The sequence below is a fragment of the Sorangium sp. So ce1504 genome (assembly GCF_051521635.1).
Lineage (GTDB): Bacteria > Myxococcota_A > Polyangia > Polyangiales > Polyangiaceae > Sorangium > Sorangium cellulosum_B.
In genome coordinates, this window is sequence record NZ_CP150365.1 from 8,360,709 (window position 1) to 8,374,919 (window position 14,211).

Here is a 14,211-nt window from a genome sequence, read left to right on the forward strand (position 1 = left end):
TCGCGGCGCGCACCTCGGCTATGCGTGCGCCTTTCCTCGTCGACGCGACGATTCACCCCGAGATCGAGAGACAGCCCGTGACCTCACAGAAGCACCCTGCGACCCTCATCCCCGGCGACGGCATCGGCCCCGAGATCGTGGACGCGACGCTGCGCGCCCTCGACGCGCTCGGCGCGCCCTTTGAATGGGAGACGTGCGTGGCCGGCATGGCCGGCGTCAAGGACGCGGGCGACCCGCTGCCGCGGGCCACGCTCGACAGCATCCACCGCACGCAGCTCGCGCTCAAGGGGCCGCTCGAGACGCCGATCGGCGGCGGGTACCGCTCGTCGAACGTGCGCCTACGGCAGGAGTTCAAGCTCTTCGCCAACGTGCGCCCCGCGAAGACGCTCATCCCGGGCGGCCGCTTCGAGAACATCGACATCGTGCTCGTGCGGGAGAACCTCGAGGGCCTCTACGTGGGCTTCGAGCACTACATCCCTATCGGCAGCGACGAGCACGCGGTGGCGATCGGCTCCGGCGTGAACACCCGGGTCGGCTCGCGCCGCATCGCCGAGTTCGCCTACGACTACGCCGAGAAGAACGGCCGCAAGAAGGTCACCATCGTCCACAAGGCGAACATCATGAAGGCGCTCACGGGCATCTTCCTGGAGACGTCGCGCGAGGTGAGCAAGGGCTACGAGGGCCGCGTGGCGACCGACGAGCGGATCGTGGACGCGTGCGCGATGCAGCTCGTGCTGAACCCGTGGCAGTTCGACGTCATCGTCACGACGAACCTCTTCGGGGACATCCTCTCGGACGAGATCGCGGGCCTCATCGGCGGCCTCGGCATGGCGCCGGGGGCGAACATCGGCCAGCACGCCGCGATCTTCGAGGCGGTGCACGGCTCGGCGCCGGACATCGCCGGCAAGGGCGTGGCGAACCCGATCGCGCTCATGCTCGCCGCCGCGATGATGCTCGACCACGTGGGCCACCGGGAGCTCGCCGTCCGCCTGCGCGCCGGCATCGACGGGGCGCTGAACCTGGACGGGGTCCGCACCCGCGATCTCGGCGGCAAGGCGGACACGAAGACGCTCACCGACGCCATCGTGGCGCGCATCAAGAACGGCTGAGCGAGGCGCCGTCGGTGCGGCGGATCCCGCGCTTTCGCCGGGGCGCGGCCACGGGGGTCCGCGGGGTCAGCCGCCGCGCGAGAGCGGGAGCGCGAAGTGGAAGGACGTCGTCTTGCCTAGCTCGCTCTGCGCCCAGATCCGGCCGCCGTGCGCCTCGATGATGCCCTTGCAGATGTAGAGCCCGAGGCCAGTGCCGGGCGGTCGGCCCCGGGACGGGTTTGACGAGAGCCGCTGGAAGCGCTGGAACAGCCTCGGCAGCTCGTCCGGGGGGATGCCCGGCCCGCGGTTCTCGATCGCGACCTCGACCTCGGCGTCGCGGAGAGAGAGCGTCACGCGGGTCGGCGCGTCGGGATCGCCGTACTTGGCGGCGTTGAGAAGGAGGTTCCCGAGCACCTGGTCCATGCGCGCCGCGTCCACGAGGACGGGCGGCACGTCCTCGTCCGCCGTCAGCACGATCGCGTGATCCGGCCTCTCAGCGGCAGCGAGCTCGACGATCGCGTGGAGCAGGGCGCGCATGTCCGTCGGCTGCGGATCGAGGGAGAGATGCCTCGCCTCGATCTTGGAGGCATCGAGCAGCTCTTCGGCCATCCGATCGAGGCGCTGGACGTTCGACAGGATCTTCTGGCCCCACGCCGTCGCACCGGCGGACTCGGGCAGCCGCGACAGCATGCCCGCGTAGGCGGAGATGGCGGAGAGCGGTTGCTTGAGGTCGTGCGCCACGAGGGAGGTCCACTCCTCGCGGAGCCGCTGGATCTCCCTGAAATTGGTGACGTCCTCGTAGCTCGCGATGGCCCCGTGGATCGCGCCGTCCTCGCCCCGGATGGGGCCAGCGCTCACCACAACGGGGACGTAACTCCCGTCCGTCCTTCGAAACCACAGCTCTTTACACGTCGTCCCCTCGCCACGCGCCGCGCGAACGAGGGGCATTTCAGGCAGCAGGAGCGGCCGTCCCCCTGGCTCGCACAAAAGCGCGCCTCGCCCCACGTCCAGCGCCTCGAGCGGGTGCGGCCCGCCGCAGAGCTCCTGGCAGCGGCGGCTCGCGAGGAGCGAGGGGCCGCCGCGCTCGTCCAAGACGGCGATGGCGACGGGGAAGTCTTCGATCACGCTCCGCAGCCATCGCCGCTCCTCCGCGAGGCCCCACTCAACCTCACGGAAAGCAGCTTCGGTGGGCTCCAGCGCGTCCGCGCCCCGGTCCCGTACGTAGTCGGCGCCCCGGGGGCGCATTCGCGCGCTCGCGGTGGGCTCAGCGCTCGCGAGCGCGAGCGCGAACAGCGCGCCGAGGGCCCGCACGCGCGGGAGGATCTCCTGGAAAGATGCGCTGCGGCTCCCGAACGCGCAAAAGAGGACGCCGAAGAGCCGGTCTGCGCTGAGCAGGGGCGCAGACAGAGCCCAGTGGGGCCTCATGCTGGCCGCGAGCGCGCTGAGGTCGGAGAAACGCTCGCAGGCGGCCTGGTCGACCAAGGCATGCTCGATGCGGCGGCTCTCCGCGGCGCGCAGCACGAGGGACGACGTGCCCGTGAGGTCCGTGAGCTGCGCGGCGAACGCGCTCGGCAGGTTGGAGGAGGCGACCAGCCGGATCGGGCGCGCGTGCTTTTCCACTGCGGCGCCGTACAGGAGCGAGAGGTCTGCGCTGAGCAACCGGGCGGCTTGCTCGGCGACAACCTCGCGGAGCGCTTGCGGTTGAAATTTCCCAGAAAGCGCGGCGGCCGCCTCGACGACGACCTCGGCGAGCTGGGCAGTGGCGGATTCAGGCTCGCCGTCGTCGTGGCCGAGTTGGTCGTGCGCCGAGATTTTCGCCACGCTTTCCCCTGCAGCCATGCCCATAGCACCTGCGCTCGCACGCGCCGTTCCACGAGCGACGCGCCATGCCTGCTCCAAGGGTACAGTATGCGCTGTGTGCCGAGGGAAGGCTTGTGCGCCTGCGCAGCGACGGCTCGCACGGCGCGGCGCGCGCCGAGCGCCATCGGGGTAGAGAGGAGCGCGCAGGCTGGTCAGCGGGAGGTGTCGAAGCGGCGCTTCGCCCAGCTCACGAGCGGGCTGTTGTCCCGGGTCCGCACGGCGCCGGGCGCGCCGCGGCGTTTCCGCCAGTCGCCCTCGCGGACGCGCCGGCAGCCAGCGGCCTGCTCCATGGAGAGGAGGTAGGCCTGGGCTTCGCGGCCGTCGGCGAGGCGGATGGCTGCTCTCCGGTGCAAGACCGGGTGTCCGCGGTGCACGTCGAGCGCGGCCAGCGCAGCCGGAGCGATGGCATAGAGCTCGCCGGTCACGGCGATGAGCCCTCCCTGGACGAGGGCGCCGCTGGTGCCGAGGTCGACGAGCGCGTACTGCGGTGTCGTGGTCGCCACACCGAGCGAGCGGGCTGACGCGAGCCATTCGTGTTGGTCCTCGCCCTTCATGAGGTTGTCGTAGACGAAGAGGACGATCTCGTGGGTAGTCATTGGCATGGTCCTCGGGACGGCCTCTGCGGCCCGGCTCAGACGCTCGCAAAGGGAGGGCGCGAGCGCAAGGCTGGTCGGAGCGACGTCAGCGAAGCCGTGGAGAGCTGTAGCCCCAGAGGAATATTGCACCGGCGCGCCCATGGTAAGCCGCCGTTCTTGCGGAGGGCTCGCCAACTCCAAGGCACGTCCACCAGTGCCCACAGTGCCTCATGCTCGCTTGACGCTCGCGTTCGATAGGAGTTCGAGCGCAATTTTGCGCTGCAGCCCGATGTTCTCCTGCCCGGCGCGAGTGCGGCTTTCATCCAACCGAGCATTCACCTTCTCGGAAGGCGACCTCGATCCATCAACAGCGATTCTCGATCAACTCGTGTTGAAACGATGATCTCTATGGTCGCCAGGTTCGCTCAGAAGGCCGCAAGCCGACTCAAATCACCGCACTTCCATGGGTCTCGAATTGCCCGCCTTGATCCTGCACTCGCCTTACCGCAACCGCGCACGGAAAACGCGCATCGACGTCGGCCCCCCTCGCTCCCCCCTCCCCCACCACCGTAGCGCCGGCGGGAGGGTCCACGCGGCGGGGGCGGGTGGGCGCGGCGAGCACCGACCGAGGTGCCATAAGGTCGCAGGGGGCTCCACGTCTCAGGCGCGCCTTGTGTGGCGCGCAACATAACGTCCCAGCAGGCATGGCCCGAAGGGAGACATGCCGGGTGGTGTTCTCAGCGCAAGCGCCTCGGTCCCCGTCTTGGCGGATGGCCGAGCGCCCACCCGCCCCCGCCGCGTGGACCCTCCCGCCGGCGCGGGCGACCCGCTTGCGGCGGGCTACCAGCTCACCAGGAACTGAAGCGTCTCCGCCCCTCGCACCTCGACCGAGATGGTCGGCTTGGCGCCGTACCCCATGACGAGCGCCTCGAAGTTCCCCAGCGGGTACTCCAGCGTACCGCGGTGGCTGCTGATGTCGATCTGCACCTCCGACGGCCCCAGCTGCCGCGCCCTGGCCAACGGCCCCTTCACGAGCGCGCCCAGGCTGCCCGTGTAGCGCATCAGCGCGGCGCCCGGGTCGGTCGCCAGGTGCATCGTGATCCGGCCGAGCGCGCTTTCCCTGAAGGCCCCGACCTGCTGCCGCGCGAGGCGACGGTAGCCTTCCCGCGAGCTCCGGTTCGGGTGTGAGAGCCGCGCAGCCGCGTCGTAGAGGCGCAAGAAGTCGCGCGTCGGATAGTCCGAGAACGGCAGGTAGAGCCCACCCCTCGGCGGGCTCGACAACGTCGACACCACCTGCGCGAAACGCTCCCCGAGCGTCGCCGCCAGCGCGTTGAAGAACATCCCCTTCATCGCGTAGGACTCGGGGACCCCCGCCACAACGGCGTCGATGTCGATGTTGCCGAGGAGCGGATCGGAAGGACGCACCTCGAACGAAGCTCCGTTCGGCCCGACAAGCAGCCCTTCTGTGGACGGTGCGCTCGGCGGCGCGACGCTTCGGGGCACGGCGCGCATGACACCGCTCTTGGGGATGGGCGTCTCGTTCGCTTGCCGGCGCTGGTCGCTACGGACCTCTTTCATAGGGAGCTCGCCGCAAAAAAAAGACTCAACACAAAGGCCGCTTGCGGCAACCACCGCAGCGAAGGGCACACGATCCACCTAGCAACGGCCATGCCGACCGCTCACTGAACGAGTCACCGCGTGAACACGGGGTTCATGCCAGATTTCCCTTGCATGGATGAAACGCTGGTTCAGCGGTGCAACCGCGCGGAGACGACCGGGACGGTGTTCATCTCCGCTAAGGCCGGTCCACGCGTCTGCGGCGGCACACACCCGCCAGCGTCCCGAGCCGAAGGAACACCGCGTCAACGCGTCGTGAGGCCCGCGTCAATATGCCTCTCGGCTCGCCCCGATGTGCCTTGAGGTTCGCATCGATACGCCCCGAGACTCGCCTCGACGGGCCGTGAGGCTCGCCTTGACGCACCGGGAGTGCCGAGCTCGCGGAGAGCTCCGTTCTCACCACGGACGCTCCTCGGCCCAGAAGAACCGTCGAGCGGCGGCGAGCATCGCGTGCGCCTGCCCACGATGAATCGGGTGGGCGACGAGGTGGACCTGCGCGCTCCCCACGCGCTCGACCTGGACGTGGGACGCGTGCAGAAGCCGCACTTCGCCGCGCAGAAGCCGCACCTCGCCGCGCAGAAGCCGCACTTCGGCGTCGAGCGTGGGCAGCCTCTGGTTCGACCAGGCGTCGCGCTCTGCCATCGATCGAAACGTGGTGAGGGCGGTTCACGCGCGAGAGCTCCGCGCCTCGCTCGCGCCGTCCATCGAGCGAGGCTGCTGACCGGACGCTGTCAGCAGCGCCGCCCTAGGATGCCGACGCGTGGGGCAGGACCCCCGAGGAGGACCTCATGAACACAGGACTGGGTGGCGTGATCGTCTATGTGCCCGACGCGGTGGAAGCCGCGGCGTTCTACGAGCGCGCGTTCGGCTTCGAGCGCAGCTTCGTCTCCAGCGACAACGAATACTGCGAGCTGAAGGGCAGGGTGCCGCTCGGGTTCGTGCAGGAGGACTTCGCCCAGAAGGGCCTCCCGGAGCTCGCGAAGAACAGGCCAGGAGAGCGCCCCGCCGGGTTCGAGATCATCGTCACCAGCGAGGACGTCGACGCGGCGTTCGCGCGCGCCGTGAAGGCCGGCGCAGCCCCCGTGTCGGAACCCCACGACAAGCCGTGGGGCCAGCGCGTCTCCTACGTGCGCGACCTGAACGGCGTCCTCGTGGAGATCTGCTCGCCGTGGACCTCTCCATGAGCTCACCGCAGCTCACCTCATGAGCTCGCCGCAGCTCACCCCATGAGCTGACACCGACCGTGCGATCGCGAGCGATGCGGCGCGCCGTCCGCCGCGAGAATGCGCTCGTGCCCCTGACGGTGCTTCTCCTGACAGGCTTTTACGGCAAGTCCTTGCCGCGCCTGACGCGGCCTGCTTAACCTCCGGCCGTGAACGCGAACGGACGGACACGGGTGCACCTGCTCGTGGCAGCAGCGATCGCCCTGCTCGCGGCCGGCCCCTCGGGGCTCGGCGGCGGGCCCGTCGCGGAGGCCAAGGAGCCGGCCCGGGGAAAGAAGGCGAAGAGCTACGAGTGCCGCGTCCAGAGCCCGCAGAAGTTCCTGAAGCGGCGCACCTTCGTCCAGAAGGGGATGCTCAACCCGAAGAAGCACGCCAAAGCGGTCCGCTACCTGGCCGAGCACTACGGCCACGTCGAGACCGAGGAGACGCGGCGCCACAACTCCGAGAGCGCCCACTCCCAGGCGACGGCCGTGCAGTTCATGGGCCTCCCGCTCTCCGTCCACGAGAAGATCGCGCCCGCGCTCCACTGCGTCGAGAAGCGGATCCGCTCGACGTGCACCCGCAAGTCCCGCCGCTACACGCCGCGCGCGGTCGGCGGGTTCCGCACGGCGAACAGCTACCGCGGCGCCGAGATCTCGAACCACCTCTTCGGCATCGCCATCGACATCGATCCCGACCGGAACCCGTGCTGCGGCTGCGTCGACCCGTGGCCCACGAGCCCGCTGTGCCAGGAGAAGAAGCGCTCTGCCTACGAGCGCACGGCCCTGTCCCGCTGCTGGATCAAGGCGTTCGAACGCTATGGCTTCGACTGGCTCGGCCACGACGACCTCGAGGACACGATGCACTTCGAGTTCCTCGGGGATCCCGACCGGATCAAGAAGAAGTAGCGCGCGGCGATCACGATCACGCGCCGCGGCCGCCCCCGCGCCGCGAGAGCCGCCGCGCGCGCCGCTCCGCCGCGGCCTCGGCGAGGCGGCGATCGTCGTCCGTCTCGAGGAGGATCGGCGGCACCGAGGTCGGCCTGAGCGACGCGTCGACGGCCACGAACGTCACGAAGGCCGTGACCATGGGCCAGATGGCGCCCGTCATCGCGTCCTCCCCCTCGACCGACACCAGGATCTCGAGCGACGTGCGGAAGGTCGCCGTCACCCGCGCGGCCAGACGGACGACCTGACCGACCTTGATCCCATGATCGAACGAGAGGTCGTCGATGCCCGCGGTGACGACCGCGCTGCCGGTGTGCCGCTGCGCGCAGATGGCAGCGCACAGGTCGATCCACGCGAGCACCTGCCCGCCGAAGATCGAGCCGAGCGCGTTCGCGTGCGTCGGCAGGACGTACTCGGTCATCGTCGTGACCGACTCGGAGACGCGCTTCTCGTGCGGGGCCTTCACCCGGCATGCGTATCACGGGCGCCCCCCCGCGCCAGAGCACGCCGGGTCGCCCGGCGTCAGCTGGAGGTCGAGGCCCTGCCCGGGTTCGGGAACGACGGCTCTTCGGGGGCCGGCGAGCGGCCAGGGCTCGCGCTGACCGACGACTTCGTGGGGACCGACTGGCCCGGCGGGCCCGTCGGGAGCGTGGGCTCGTCCTCCAGGCGCACCGACGTGACCTTCAGCCGCGCGAAGATCGCCTCGGCCTTCTCGTTCATCGCCACCGCCTCGCGCCGCGCCGCCATGTTCGCCACGAAGCTGCGATCGGTCGTCAGGAACCGCGCGTAGGCCTGGAACGTGCGCGCGAGCTCGAGCTCGTTCCCCGTCTCCTCGAAGATGCTCACCGAGCGCGCGAAATATGCGCGCGCGCTCTTCGTGTGCGCGCTGCCCCAGCCGCCCGCCGCCGTAATCTCGCCGAGCGTCCGTAGCGCGATGCCGAGGTGCACCTTGCTCCGGACCGAGGCGAACAGGTCCACCGCCCGGCTGATCGAGTCGCGCGCCTTCTCCAGATCGCCCCGGAGCATGTAGGCCTTCCCGAGGGCGCGCCGCGCCTCGGCCAGGCCGAGCCGGTCGCCGAGCTCGTCGCAGAGCTCCTCGGCCTGCTGCAGCACGCGCACCGCCTCGTCGGGATCGCCGCTCCGGTAGAGCGTCCCGCCGATGTTCGTCAGGATCAGCGCCGTCCGGTTGCGATCGCCGACCTGCCGCGCCACCTCCAGCGCCTCCTCGAAGAGCTCGAGGGCGTGGCGGTGATCGCGCTGGTCCTGCGCGATCATGCCGAGGTTGTTCAGGCTCATCACGACGCCGAGCAGGTCCGAGATCTCGCGCCGGATCGCGAGCGACCGCTCGAACGTGTTGAGCGCCTGCTTGAACTCGCCCGAGTCCTGCAGGGCGAGGCCGAGGTTGTTCAGCGACAGCGCGATCGAGCGGCGATCCCCCATCCGCTCGCGGCGGGCGAGCGCGTCGCGCAGCCATTTCAGCGCCTCCTGGTACTCGCCCCGGAGCCAGTGCAGCTTGCCGATGTCGTCGATCGTCGAGGCGATCCCCCGCTCGTCCCGCGCGCCCTCGAAGAGGCGGAGCGCGGTCGTGAGGTGCTTGCCGGCCTCGTCGAGCGAGCCGCTGTCGCGGTAGAGCCGCCCGATGCGGTTGTGCGCGGCCCCGCCCTTGCGCCGGTTGTCGAGCCGGTAGGCGAGCGTCAGCATCTCGCGGAACGCGGCGAGCGCGTCGTCGATGCGCCCGGCGAGCTGGAGGACGTCGCCGTAGTCGTGGAGCGCGTCGATGCGCCGCGCGACGTGCGCGTCGCCGAGCAGCGAGAGCCCGCGCGCGTAGTACTCCGCCGCCTTCGCGTTCGAGTAGCGCCCGCGCGCCACGTCCCCGGCGTCGAGCAGCGAGAGCCCCGCCCGCACCGCGTCGCCGATGCGCTCGCGGTGCGTCGCGAGCTCGGCGAGGAGCTCCTCGCTCGCGCGCACCGCCACCTGCTGCTCCAGCCACTCGGCGATCGCGTGGTGGTACCGCCGCTGGGCCGCGGCGCTCATCCGCTTCTGGAGCGCCTCGCGCTCCTTGGCGTGCACGAACACGTACTCGTCCGAGCCCGCGAAGCTCGACTCGCTCTGCTTGCGCAGGTAGCCGCGGTCGCACAGCGAGCGCAGCGCGGCGTTGATCCGGTCGAGATCCTTGTCGCTCTGCTCCTCCCCCCACAGGTCGGGGGCCTGGCTGCCGGCCCTGCCGAGGACGAACAGCGCGCCGCTCCAGAACACCGGGCCGATCGTCGCGGCCTGCTCGAGCAGCTGCCGGCCGTCGTGATCGAGCGCGGCGAGGCGGACGTTCACGGCGTCCTCGACCGTCATCGGCAGGCGCGCCGTCGACAGCTTCCCGAGGTGCACGCGCCAGCGCGGCCCGCCCGCGGAGTCGGGCGAGAGCTCCTCGATCACGCCCTGCTCGTGGCAGATGCGGACCATCTGCTCGAGCAGCGCCGGGTTGCCGTTCGCGAAGGAGCAGGCCGCCTCGACGAGCTCCGCCGGTACGCCCGGCTGGGACTGCGACTCGGGGCGCTTAACGTCCACGCCGTCGACGCCGTCGGCGACGTCGACGACGTCGATGATGACGACATCGTCGCTCCCGCGCGGCGCGCAGGGCGCGAGCAGCGCCCTCGCCATCTCGGCCGCGGCGGCCTCGCCGAGCGGCGTGAGCTCCAGGAGCACGTGGCGCCGGTCGCCGACCTTGCCCCAGTCGTCCTGGCGGATGAGCAGCTCCGGGCGGGCGGCGCAGACGATCAGGACCGGGCCCGTGAGGTACTCGATGAGGTAGCGCAGGAGCGCGAGGGAGTCGTCGTGGGCCGCGTGGAGGTCCTCGAAGATGAGGCACAGGGGGCCGTGGACGGCGTCCGCCTCGAGGAACGCCTTCAGGACGGCGCGGCGGATGAGGTCGGCCTGCGCAGGATCGTCCTGCACCGCGCGGGTGAGCGGGCTGTCGCCGAACGCGAGCCCGATGAACTGGCCGAGGAAGTAGATGACGTCGCCGACCTTGCGGTCGCCCATCACGTGCGCGACCTGCGAGCGGACCTCGGCGCGGGCCGCGTCCTTGTCCATGCCGTCGGAGAGGCCGAAGCGGGCGCGCAGGAGCCGCGTGAAGACGCCGTACGCGGACGCCATGTCGCCGGTGCTGCCCGAGGTGACGCGCAGCGCGGCGGAGCCCTGGCGCCGCCGCTCGAGGAACTCGCGCACGAGCCTGCTCTTGCCAATGCCCGGCGGGCCGACGAGCGTCACGGTCCGCGTGGAGCGCTCCCGCTCCACCGCGTCGAGCGCGCGGGCCAGCGCCGACAGCTCCGCCTCGCGCCCGATCAGCGGCGCGAGCGCGGGCGGCGCCGCGCCAATTGCACTGTCCTCTCGGCTCATCTCCTGGCCTCCACGTCCCCGGGTGCCGCAGCGCCGGACACGATGTCCGGAGCCTATACCAGGTTCGGCTTCGGTGGCGTGTGCGGTAAGCTGCCGGGCGTGGACGGCGAGGGCACGGGGACGTCGGGGAGCACGGCGCGCAGCGCCGCGGAGATCCGCGGGCGTATCACGGCTTGCTTCAGCATGGCCGAGCTGCGCCGCTTCGCGGAGGAGCTCGGCGTGCCGGACATCCCGTGGGAGCGGGGCATCCAGGGAGCGGCGTACGAGCTCGTCCGCCGCTTCGAGCAGCGGCGCGAGCTCGGGCCGCTCGTCGAGCGCCTCCGCGCGGCGAGGCCGCTCGTGGAGTGGCCCGACACGCCGACGGTGCCGTCCGCCGCGTCGAGCGAACCGGCGCACACCGACATCCCCAGGCCGGCGCCGCTGCCGAACCTCTCGCCGATGGTGGCCCCATCACCTCCCCTGGAGGTCGCGACGCTGGCGCCGCCGGCGAGCTCGCCTACCCCGCGGACACCGAACGTCACCGGGCCGCAGCCCGCGAATGCGCGGCCGCCCGGCGCCGCGGGGCCGGCGCAGCTCCCGGCCGGCTCCCCGCGCGCCGGCGCGCCGGCGCGCCGGCCGCGCCGCATCGACTCGCGGCTCGCGCTCGCCGCCCTGGGGCTCGTGGCGGTAAGCCTCATCGTTGCCTTCCTCATCGGCAGGGCGTCGAGCGCGCCGGGCGACGACGCGGCGCGCGGGAGCGCCGCGTCCGCGAGCGCCGCGCAGAAGGGCGCCCCACCGCCAGCGGCGCGGCCGGACGGGGTCGCGTCACGCGCTGCCGCCGCGATCGACCGCAGGCTCGAGAGCCTGGCGCGGGCGTGCGAGATCCCGCCTGGCTCGGCGGAGGACGTGATGCGCCGCGCCTTCGAGCGCTGCGGGCCGCCGCCCGCCTCGGCGGGGCACCGGACGACGCCGGCGCAGCGGAGCGATCCGCCTGCCACACAGGCGCCGGGCGCGCTGCCGGCGTCTCCAGGGGCGGGGCCGCGTGCGGCGGCCGCGACCGGCCTTGCGCCCGCCGGCGGCAATGCCGGGTGCGTCGGGGCGTGCGAGCGGCGACACCAGGCGTGCAGGGCGACGCAGTGCGGTAAAGAGCCCACGCAGAGCACGCAGTACCAGCGTTACCAGGGCTGTCTGTCGGATTGTCTGGAGCAGGCGTCCAAGTGCCGCCTCGGCTGCCTCTGAGCCTCAGGGCGACGCGTCAGGGCGACGGTCGGCTGCGGCGCATCACGTTGACCGTGACGGTCGGCTCGTGCTCGGGGCAGCCGGTGCGACCGGCCTGGCTCGGGTCGAAGTCGATGCGAAAGCAGGTCTTGCAGACGCAGAGATAGGCGTCGTGGAACGCGCGGAAGTTGAGGATGTCCGCGGCGAAGAGGCTGAGGACGATGTCGCTGAGCAGGTCTTCCTCGCGCGGGCACGGCTCCCACGGCCCGAGGCCTCCGGCGCGGCGCACGCGCCCGCTGTCGATGGCCGCTGCGAGGAAGCGATCGTCCGCGGTGGGCGGCATGAAGGCGCGAAGCGAGGCGAGCACCCGGAGCCGCGCCGCGTCGACGAGCTGCTCGATCTCGGACGCATCCGGGGCCGTCGGGGCCTGATGGCCGAGCGCCACCTGCTTGGAGAAGCCCTCGGTCACGTAGCCCGGTCGCTGCATCCTCCCGGCGGCCACGAGGTGCTTCTCGAACCAGATCCCGAGCGCCGCCGCGCTCCGGGGAGGCCTGCCGACGAACGTGAGCGCCGCGAGCAGCGCGCGGCGCTCGTGATCGCTGGCGACGAGCGATACCGCGGACGGCAGCGTGGGAATCGAGGTGTGGGAGTCCTCTTGCGGCATGAACACCCCTTTGCTCTGCCCCAGTCTGCCCGAGGTCTTCTCTCGGGGTCCAGGCGTGATGGCGCCCCGGTCGGAGATTGCGGAACTTCCTGCAATGCGTCGCGTTACCGGCTCTTTGCCGCTTTTGTAGTGAACGGCGCGCAACGGATCTCAGTCCGTGATCTTGAGCACGCCGCTGTCGTCGAGCGCGCCGCTCGCGTCGGCGCCGTCCGAATCTGCCTCGATCTCCGCCTCGGACGAAGCGGGACGCAGGAACGACAGATCGAGGCCGCCCATGGGCTGCTGCGCCGCCGCGCGCGTGGCAGCGAGCGGCAGCGCCTCGGCGTCGGCAGCGGCGTGCGGGGCGGCGCGGCGCGCTTCCCGTTCAGGTCGCTTGTCGTCGCGGCGCGAGGGCTGCGCTGGGTCGCGCCGGCCGGCGCCGGGCTCGCGGGGCCGCTCCGGCGCTGGCGCCGCGGCGGCCTTCGGCGGGCGCGCGGCCTCCGCGCGCGCGGACGGCGGCGGTGTCCGGAGCGCCCTGTCCGTCTTCCTCGCCATGCGCGCGCGGGCGCGGGAGGGGGCGTTCTTCGCGAGCTCGATGCAGCTGCCGTGCATGGCCGCCGGGCAGGAGATGCGCACGTGCATGTGGTCGTCGTGCGCCTCGGCGCCCGTGGGCTGCATCATCGCGAGCTGCGCGCGGACGAGCAGCGCGCGGGAGACGCCGATCCGCTTGGCGTGCGCGATCAGCGCGGACCGGAGCGGATCGGCGATGAAGATGTGGCTCACGCGGGCGCGAGGATCGGTGAGCAGGTGCTGGACGAGCAGCCAGTTGCGCGGCAGGTCGAAGCGCGCCCCGGGCACGTTGGTCGAGGCGAGCCGGGCGTCGAACCGGAGGAAGATCGGCGCGTGGACCTGCTTGCCGCGCGCGTCGAGCGCGTAGAAGCCGAGGTCGACGTCGCGGCCGCTCTCGTGGGAGTTGTGGCGGTGGACCTCGCCGCCGCGCTGGCGCGACAGGTCGCCGACGTCGAGCACGGCGCCCGGGAAGCGCTTGGCCACGCCGCGCGCCGCGCGCTCGATCATGCCCACGAGCGCCGGTAGCCCCCAGCGGACGTCGGCGCCGGCGTAGGCGGGCACGACGCGCACGTCCTTGCGCGAGGTGTCGAGCCGCACGCCGCCATCGAGGCGCCCTTCGTTGGGATGGCCGACCGACGAGGCGGGCGCCTGGGGCGCGGCCTTCTCTCTGGCCGGCTCGGACGATCGCGGGCCCGCGTCGCCGGCGCGGGGGCGGTGGCCCTTGCTGTCGTCCTTCGCGAGCCGCGCGCGCGGCGCGCGCTTCGTCGTCCCGCGCGCCCTGGCGGCAGCGGCGGCGTCCCGCGGCTTTGCTTCCGCGGTGGAGCGCGCGTGCGAGCGCGCCGGCGCATCCGGCGCCGCGGCGGCCGCCCGGGAGCCGGACAGGGAGAGCGCCAGGATCGTGAACAGCACGGAGAGCGGTCGAGGCACACCGGTGCGTTACGGGGTTTCCGCGGGCCGGGCCAAGAAGCCGGCGCCGCCTGGCCGCGCCCTCCGAGGGCCGCTCCCGAGACCTGCGCCGAGAGCGTGCGCCGAATTTGCGCTGGCAGGTGCGGTGAACGAGCGCAGGCGGACGCGACGAGCGCCTCATGCACCCCGGACACACGCGAGGTTCCCGTCGCC

At 71.8% G+C, this 14,211-nt stretch carries 12 protein-coding genes; 4 read left to right on the forward strand and 8 right to left on the reverse strand.

What is annotated here, in order from left to right:
• Positions 1-77 precede the first annotated feature (77 nt).
• A complete protein-coding gene (locus tag WMF39_RS31450) occupies positions 78-1,109 on the forward strand; it encodes an isocitrate/isopropylmalate dehydrogenase family protein (protein ID WP_437740169.1) in 1,032 nt (343 codons plus the stop codon).
• A gap of 66 nt (positions 1,110-1,175) precedes the next feature.
• Here WMF39_RS31450 and WMF39_RS31455 read toward each other — a convergent pair whose 3' ends face one another.
• From WMF39_RS31455 to WMF39_RS31470, 4 genes are all read right to left on the reverse strand, one after another.
• Positions 1,176-2,909, reverse strand: a complete 1,734-nt coding sequence (locus tag WMF39_RS31455; protein ID WP_437740170.1) for an ATP-binding protein — start codon at positions 2,907-2,909, stop codon at positions 1,176-1,178.
• 191 nt (positions 2,910-3,100) lie between these two features.
• Positions 3,101-3,544: a gamma-glutamylcyclotransferase family protein gene (locus WMF39_RS31460; protein WP_437740171.1), complete on the reverse strand. Its 444-nt coding sequence runs from the start codon at positions 3,542-3,544 to the stop codon at positions 3,101-3,103.
• 819 nt (positions 3,545-4,363) lie between these two features.
• Entirely contained in the window at positions 4,364-4,948 is a 585-nt protein-coding gene (locus WMF39_RS31465; protein WP_231864307.1) for a DUF2378 family protein, read from the reverse strand.
• A gap of 588 nt (positions 4,949-5,536) precedes the next feature.
• Positions 5,537-5,782, reverse strand: a complete 246-nt coding sequence (locus WMF39_RS31470; RefSeq protein WP_437740172.1) for a hypothetical protein — start codon at positions 5,780-5,782, stop codon at positions 5,537-5,539.
• 146 nt (positions 5,783-5,928) lie between these two features.
• Here WMF39_RS31470 and WMF39_RS31475 point away from each other — a divergent pair, with 146 nt between their 5' ends.
• Together WMF39_RS31475 and WMF39_RS31480 are read left to right on the forward strand one after the other, a co-directional pair.
• On the forward strand, positions 5,929-6,324 hold the full coding sequence (locus WMF39_RS31475; RefSeq protein ID WP_437740173.1) for a VOC family protein: 396 nt from the start codon (positions 5,929-5,931) through the stop codon (positions 6,322-6,324).
• A gap of 188 nt (positions 6,325-6,512) precedes the next feature.
• Positions 6,513-7,250: a M15 family metallopeptidase gene (locus tag WMF39_RS31480; protein WP_437740174.1), complete on the forward strand. Its 738-nt coding sequence runs from the start codon at positions 6,513-6,515 to the stop codon at positions 7,248-7,250.
• Positions 7,251-7,266: 16 nt separating this feature from the next.
• Here WMF39_RS31480 and WMF39_RS31485 read toward each other — a convergent pair whose 3' ends face one another.
• Together WMF39_RS31485 and WMF39_RS31490 are read right to left on the reverse strand one after the other, a co-directional pair.
• On the reverse strand, positions 7,267-7,755 hold the full coding sequence (locus tag WMF39_RS31485) for an acyl-CoA thioesterase (RefSeq protein ID WP_437293682.1): 489 nt from the start codon (positions 7,753-7,755) through the stop codon (positions 7,267-7,269).
• 56 nt (positions 7,756-7,811) lie between these two features.
• Positions 7,812-10,682 (reverse strand): ATP-binding protein, encoded by a 2,871-nt coding sequence (locus WMF39_RS31490; RefSeq protein ID WP_437740175.1) that lies wholly within the window; start codon positions 10,680-10,682, stop codon positions 7,812-7,814.
• A gap of 42 nt (positions 10,683-10,724) precedes the next feature.
• Between WMF39_RS31490 and WMF39_RS31495 the strand changes: the two genes are divergently transcribed.
• Positions 10,725-11,900 carry a hypothetical protein gene (locus WMF39_RS31495; RefSeq protein WP_437740176.1) on the forward strand — a complete coding sequence of 392 codons (1,176 nt, stop codon included), beginning with the start codon at positions 10,725-10,727 and terminating at the stop codon, positions 11,898-11,900.
• Between the two features lie 16 nt (positions 11,901-11,916).
• Here the strand turns inward: WMF39_RS31495 and WMF39_RS31500 are convergent, their stop codons facing one another.
• Positions 11,917-12,543 carry a hypothetical protein gene (locus WMF39_RS31500; protein WP_437740177.1) on the reverse strand — a complete coding sequence of 209 codons (627 nt, stop codon included), beginning with the start codon at positions 12,541-12,543 and terminating at the stop codon, positions 11,917-11,919.
• Positions 12,544-12,693: 150 nt separating this feature from the next.
• Positions 12,694-14,019, reverse strand: coding sequence for a penicillin-insensitive murein endopeptidase (locus WMF39_RS31505; RefSeq protein ID WP_437740178.1), 1,326 nt, complete (start codon positions 14,017-14,019; stop codon positions 12,694-12,696).
• Between the last annotated feature and the right edge of the window lie 192 nt (positions 14,020-14,211).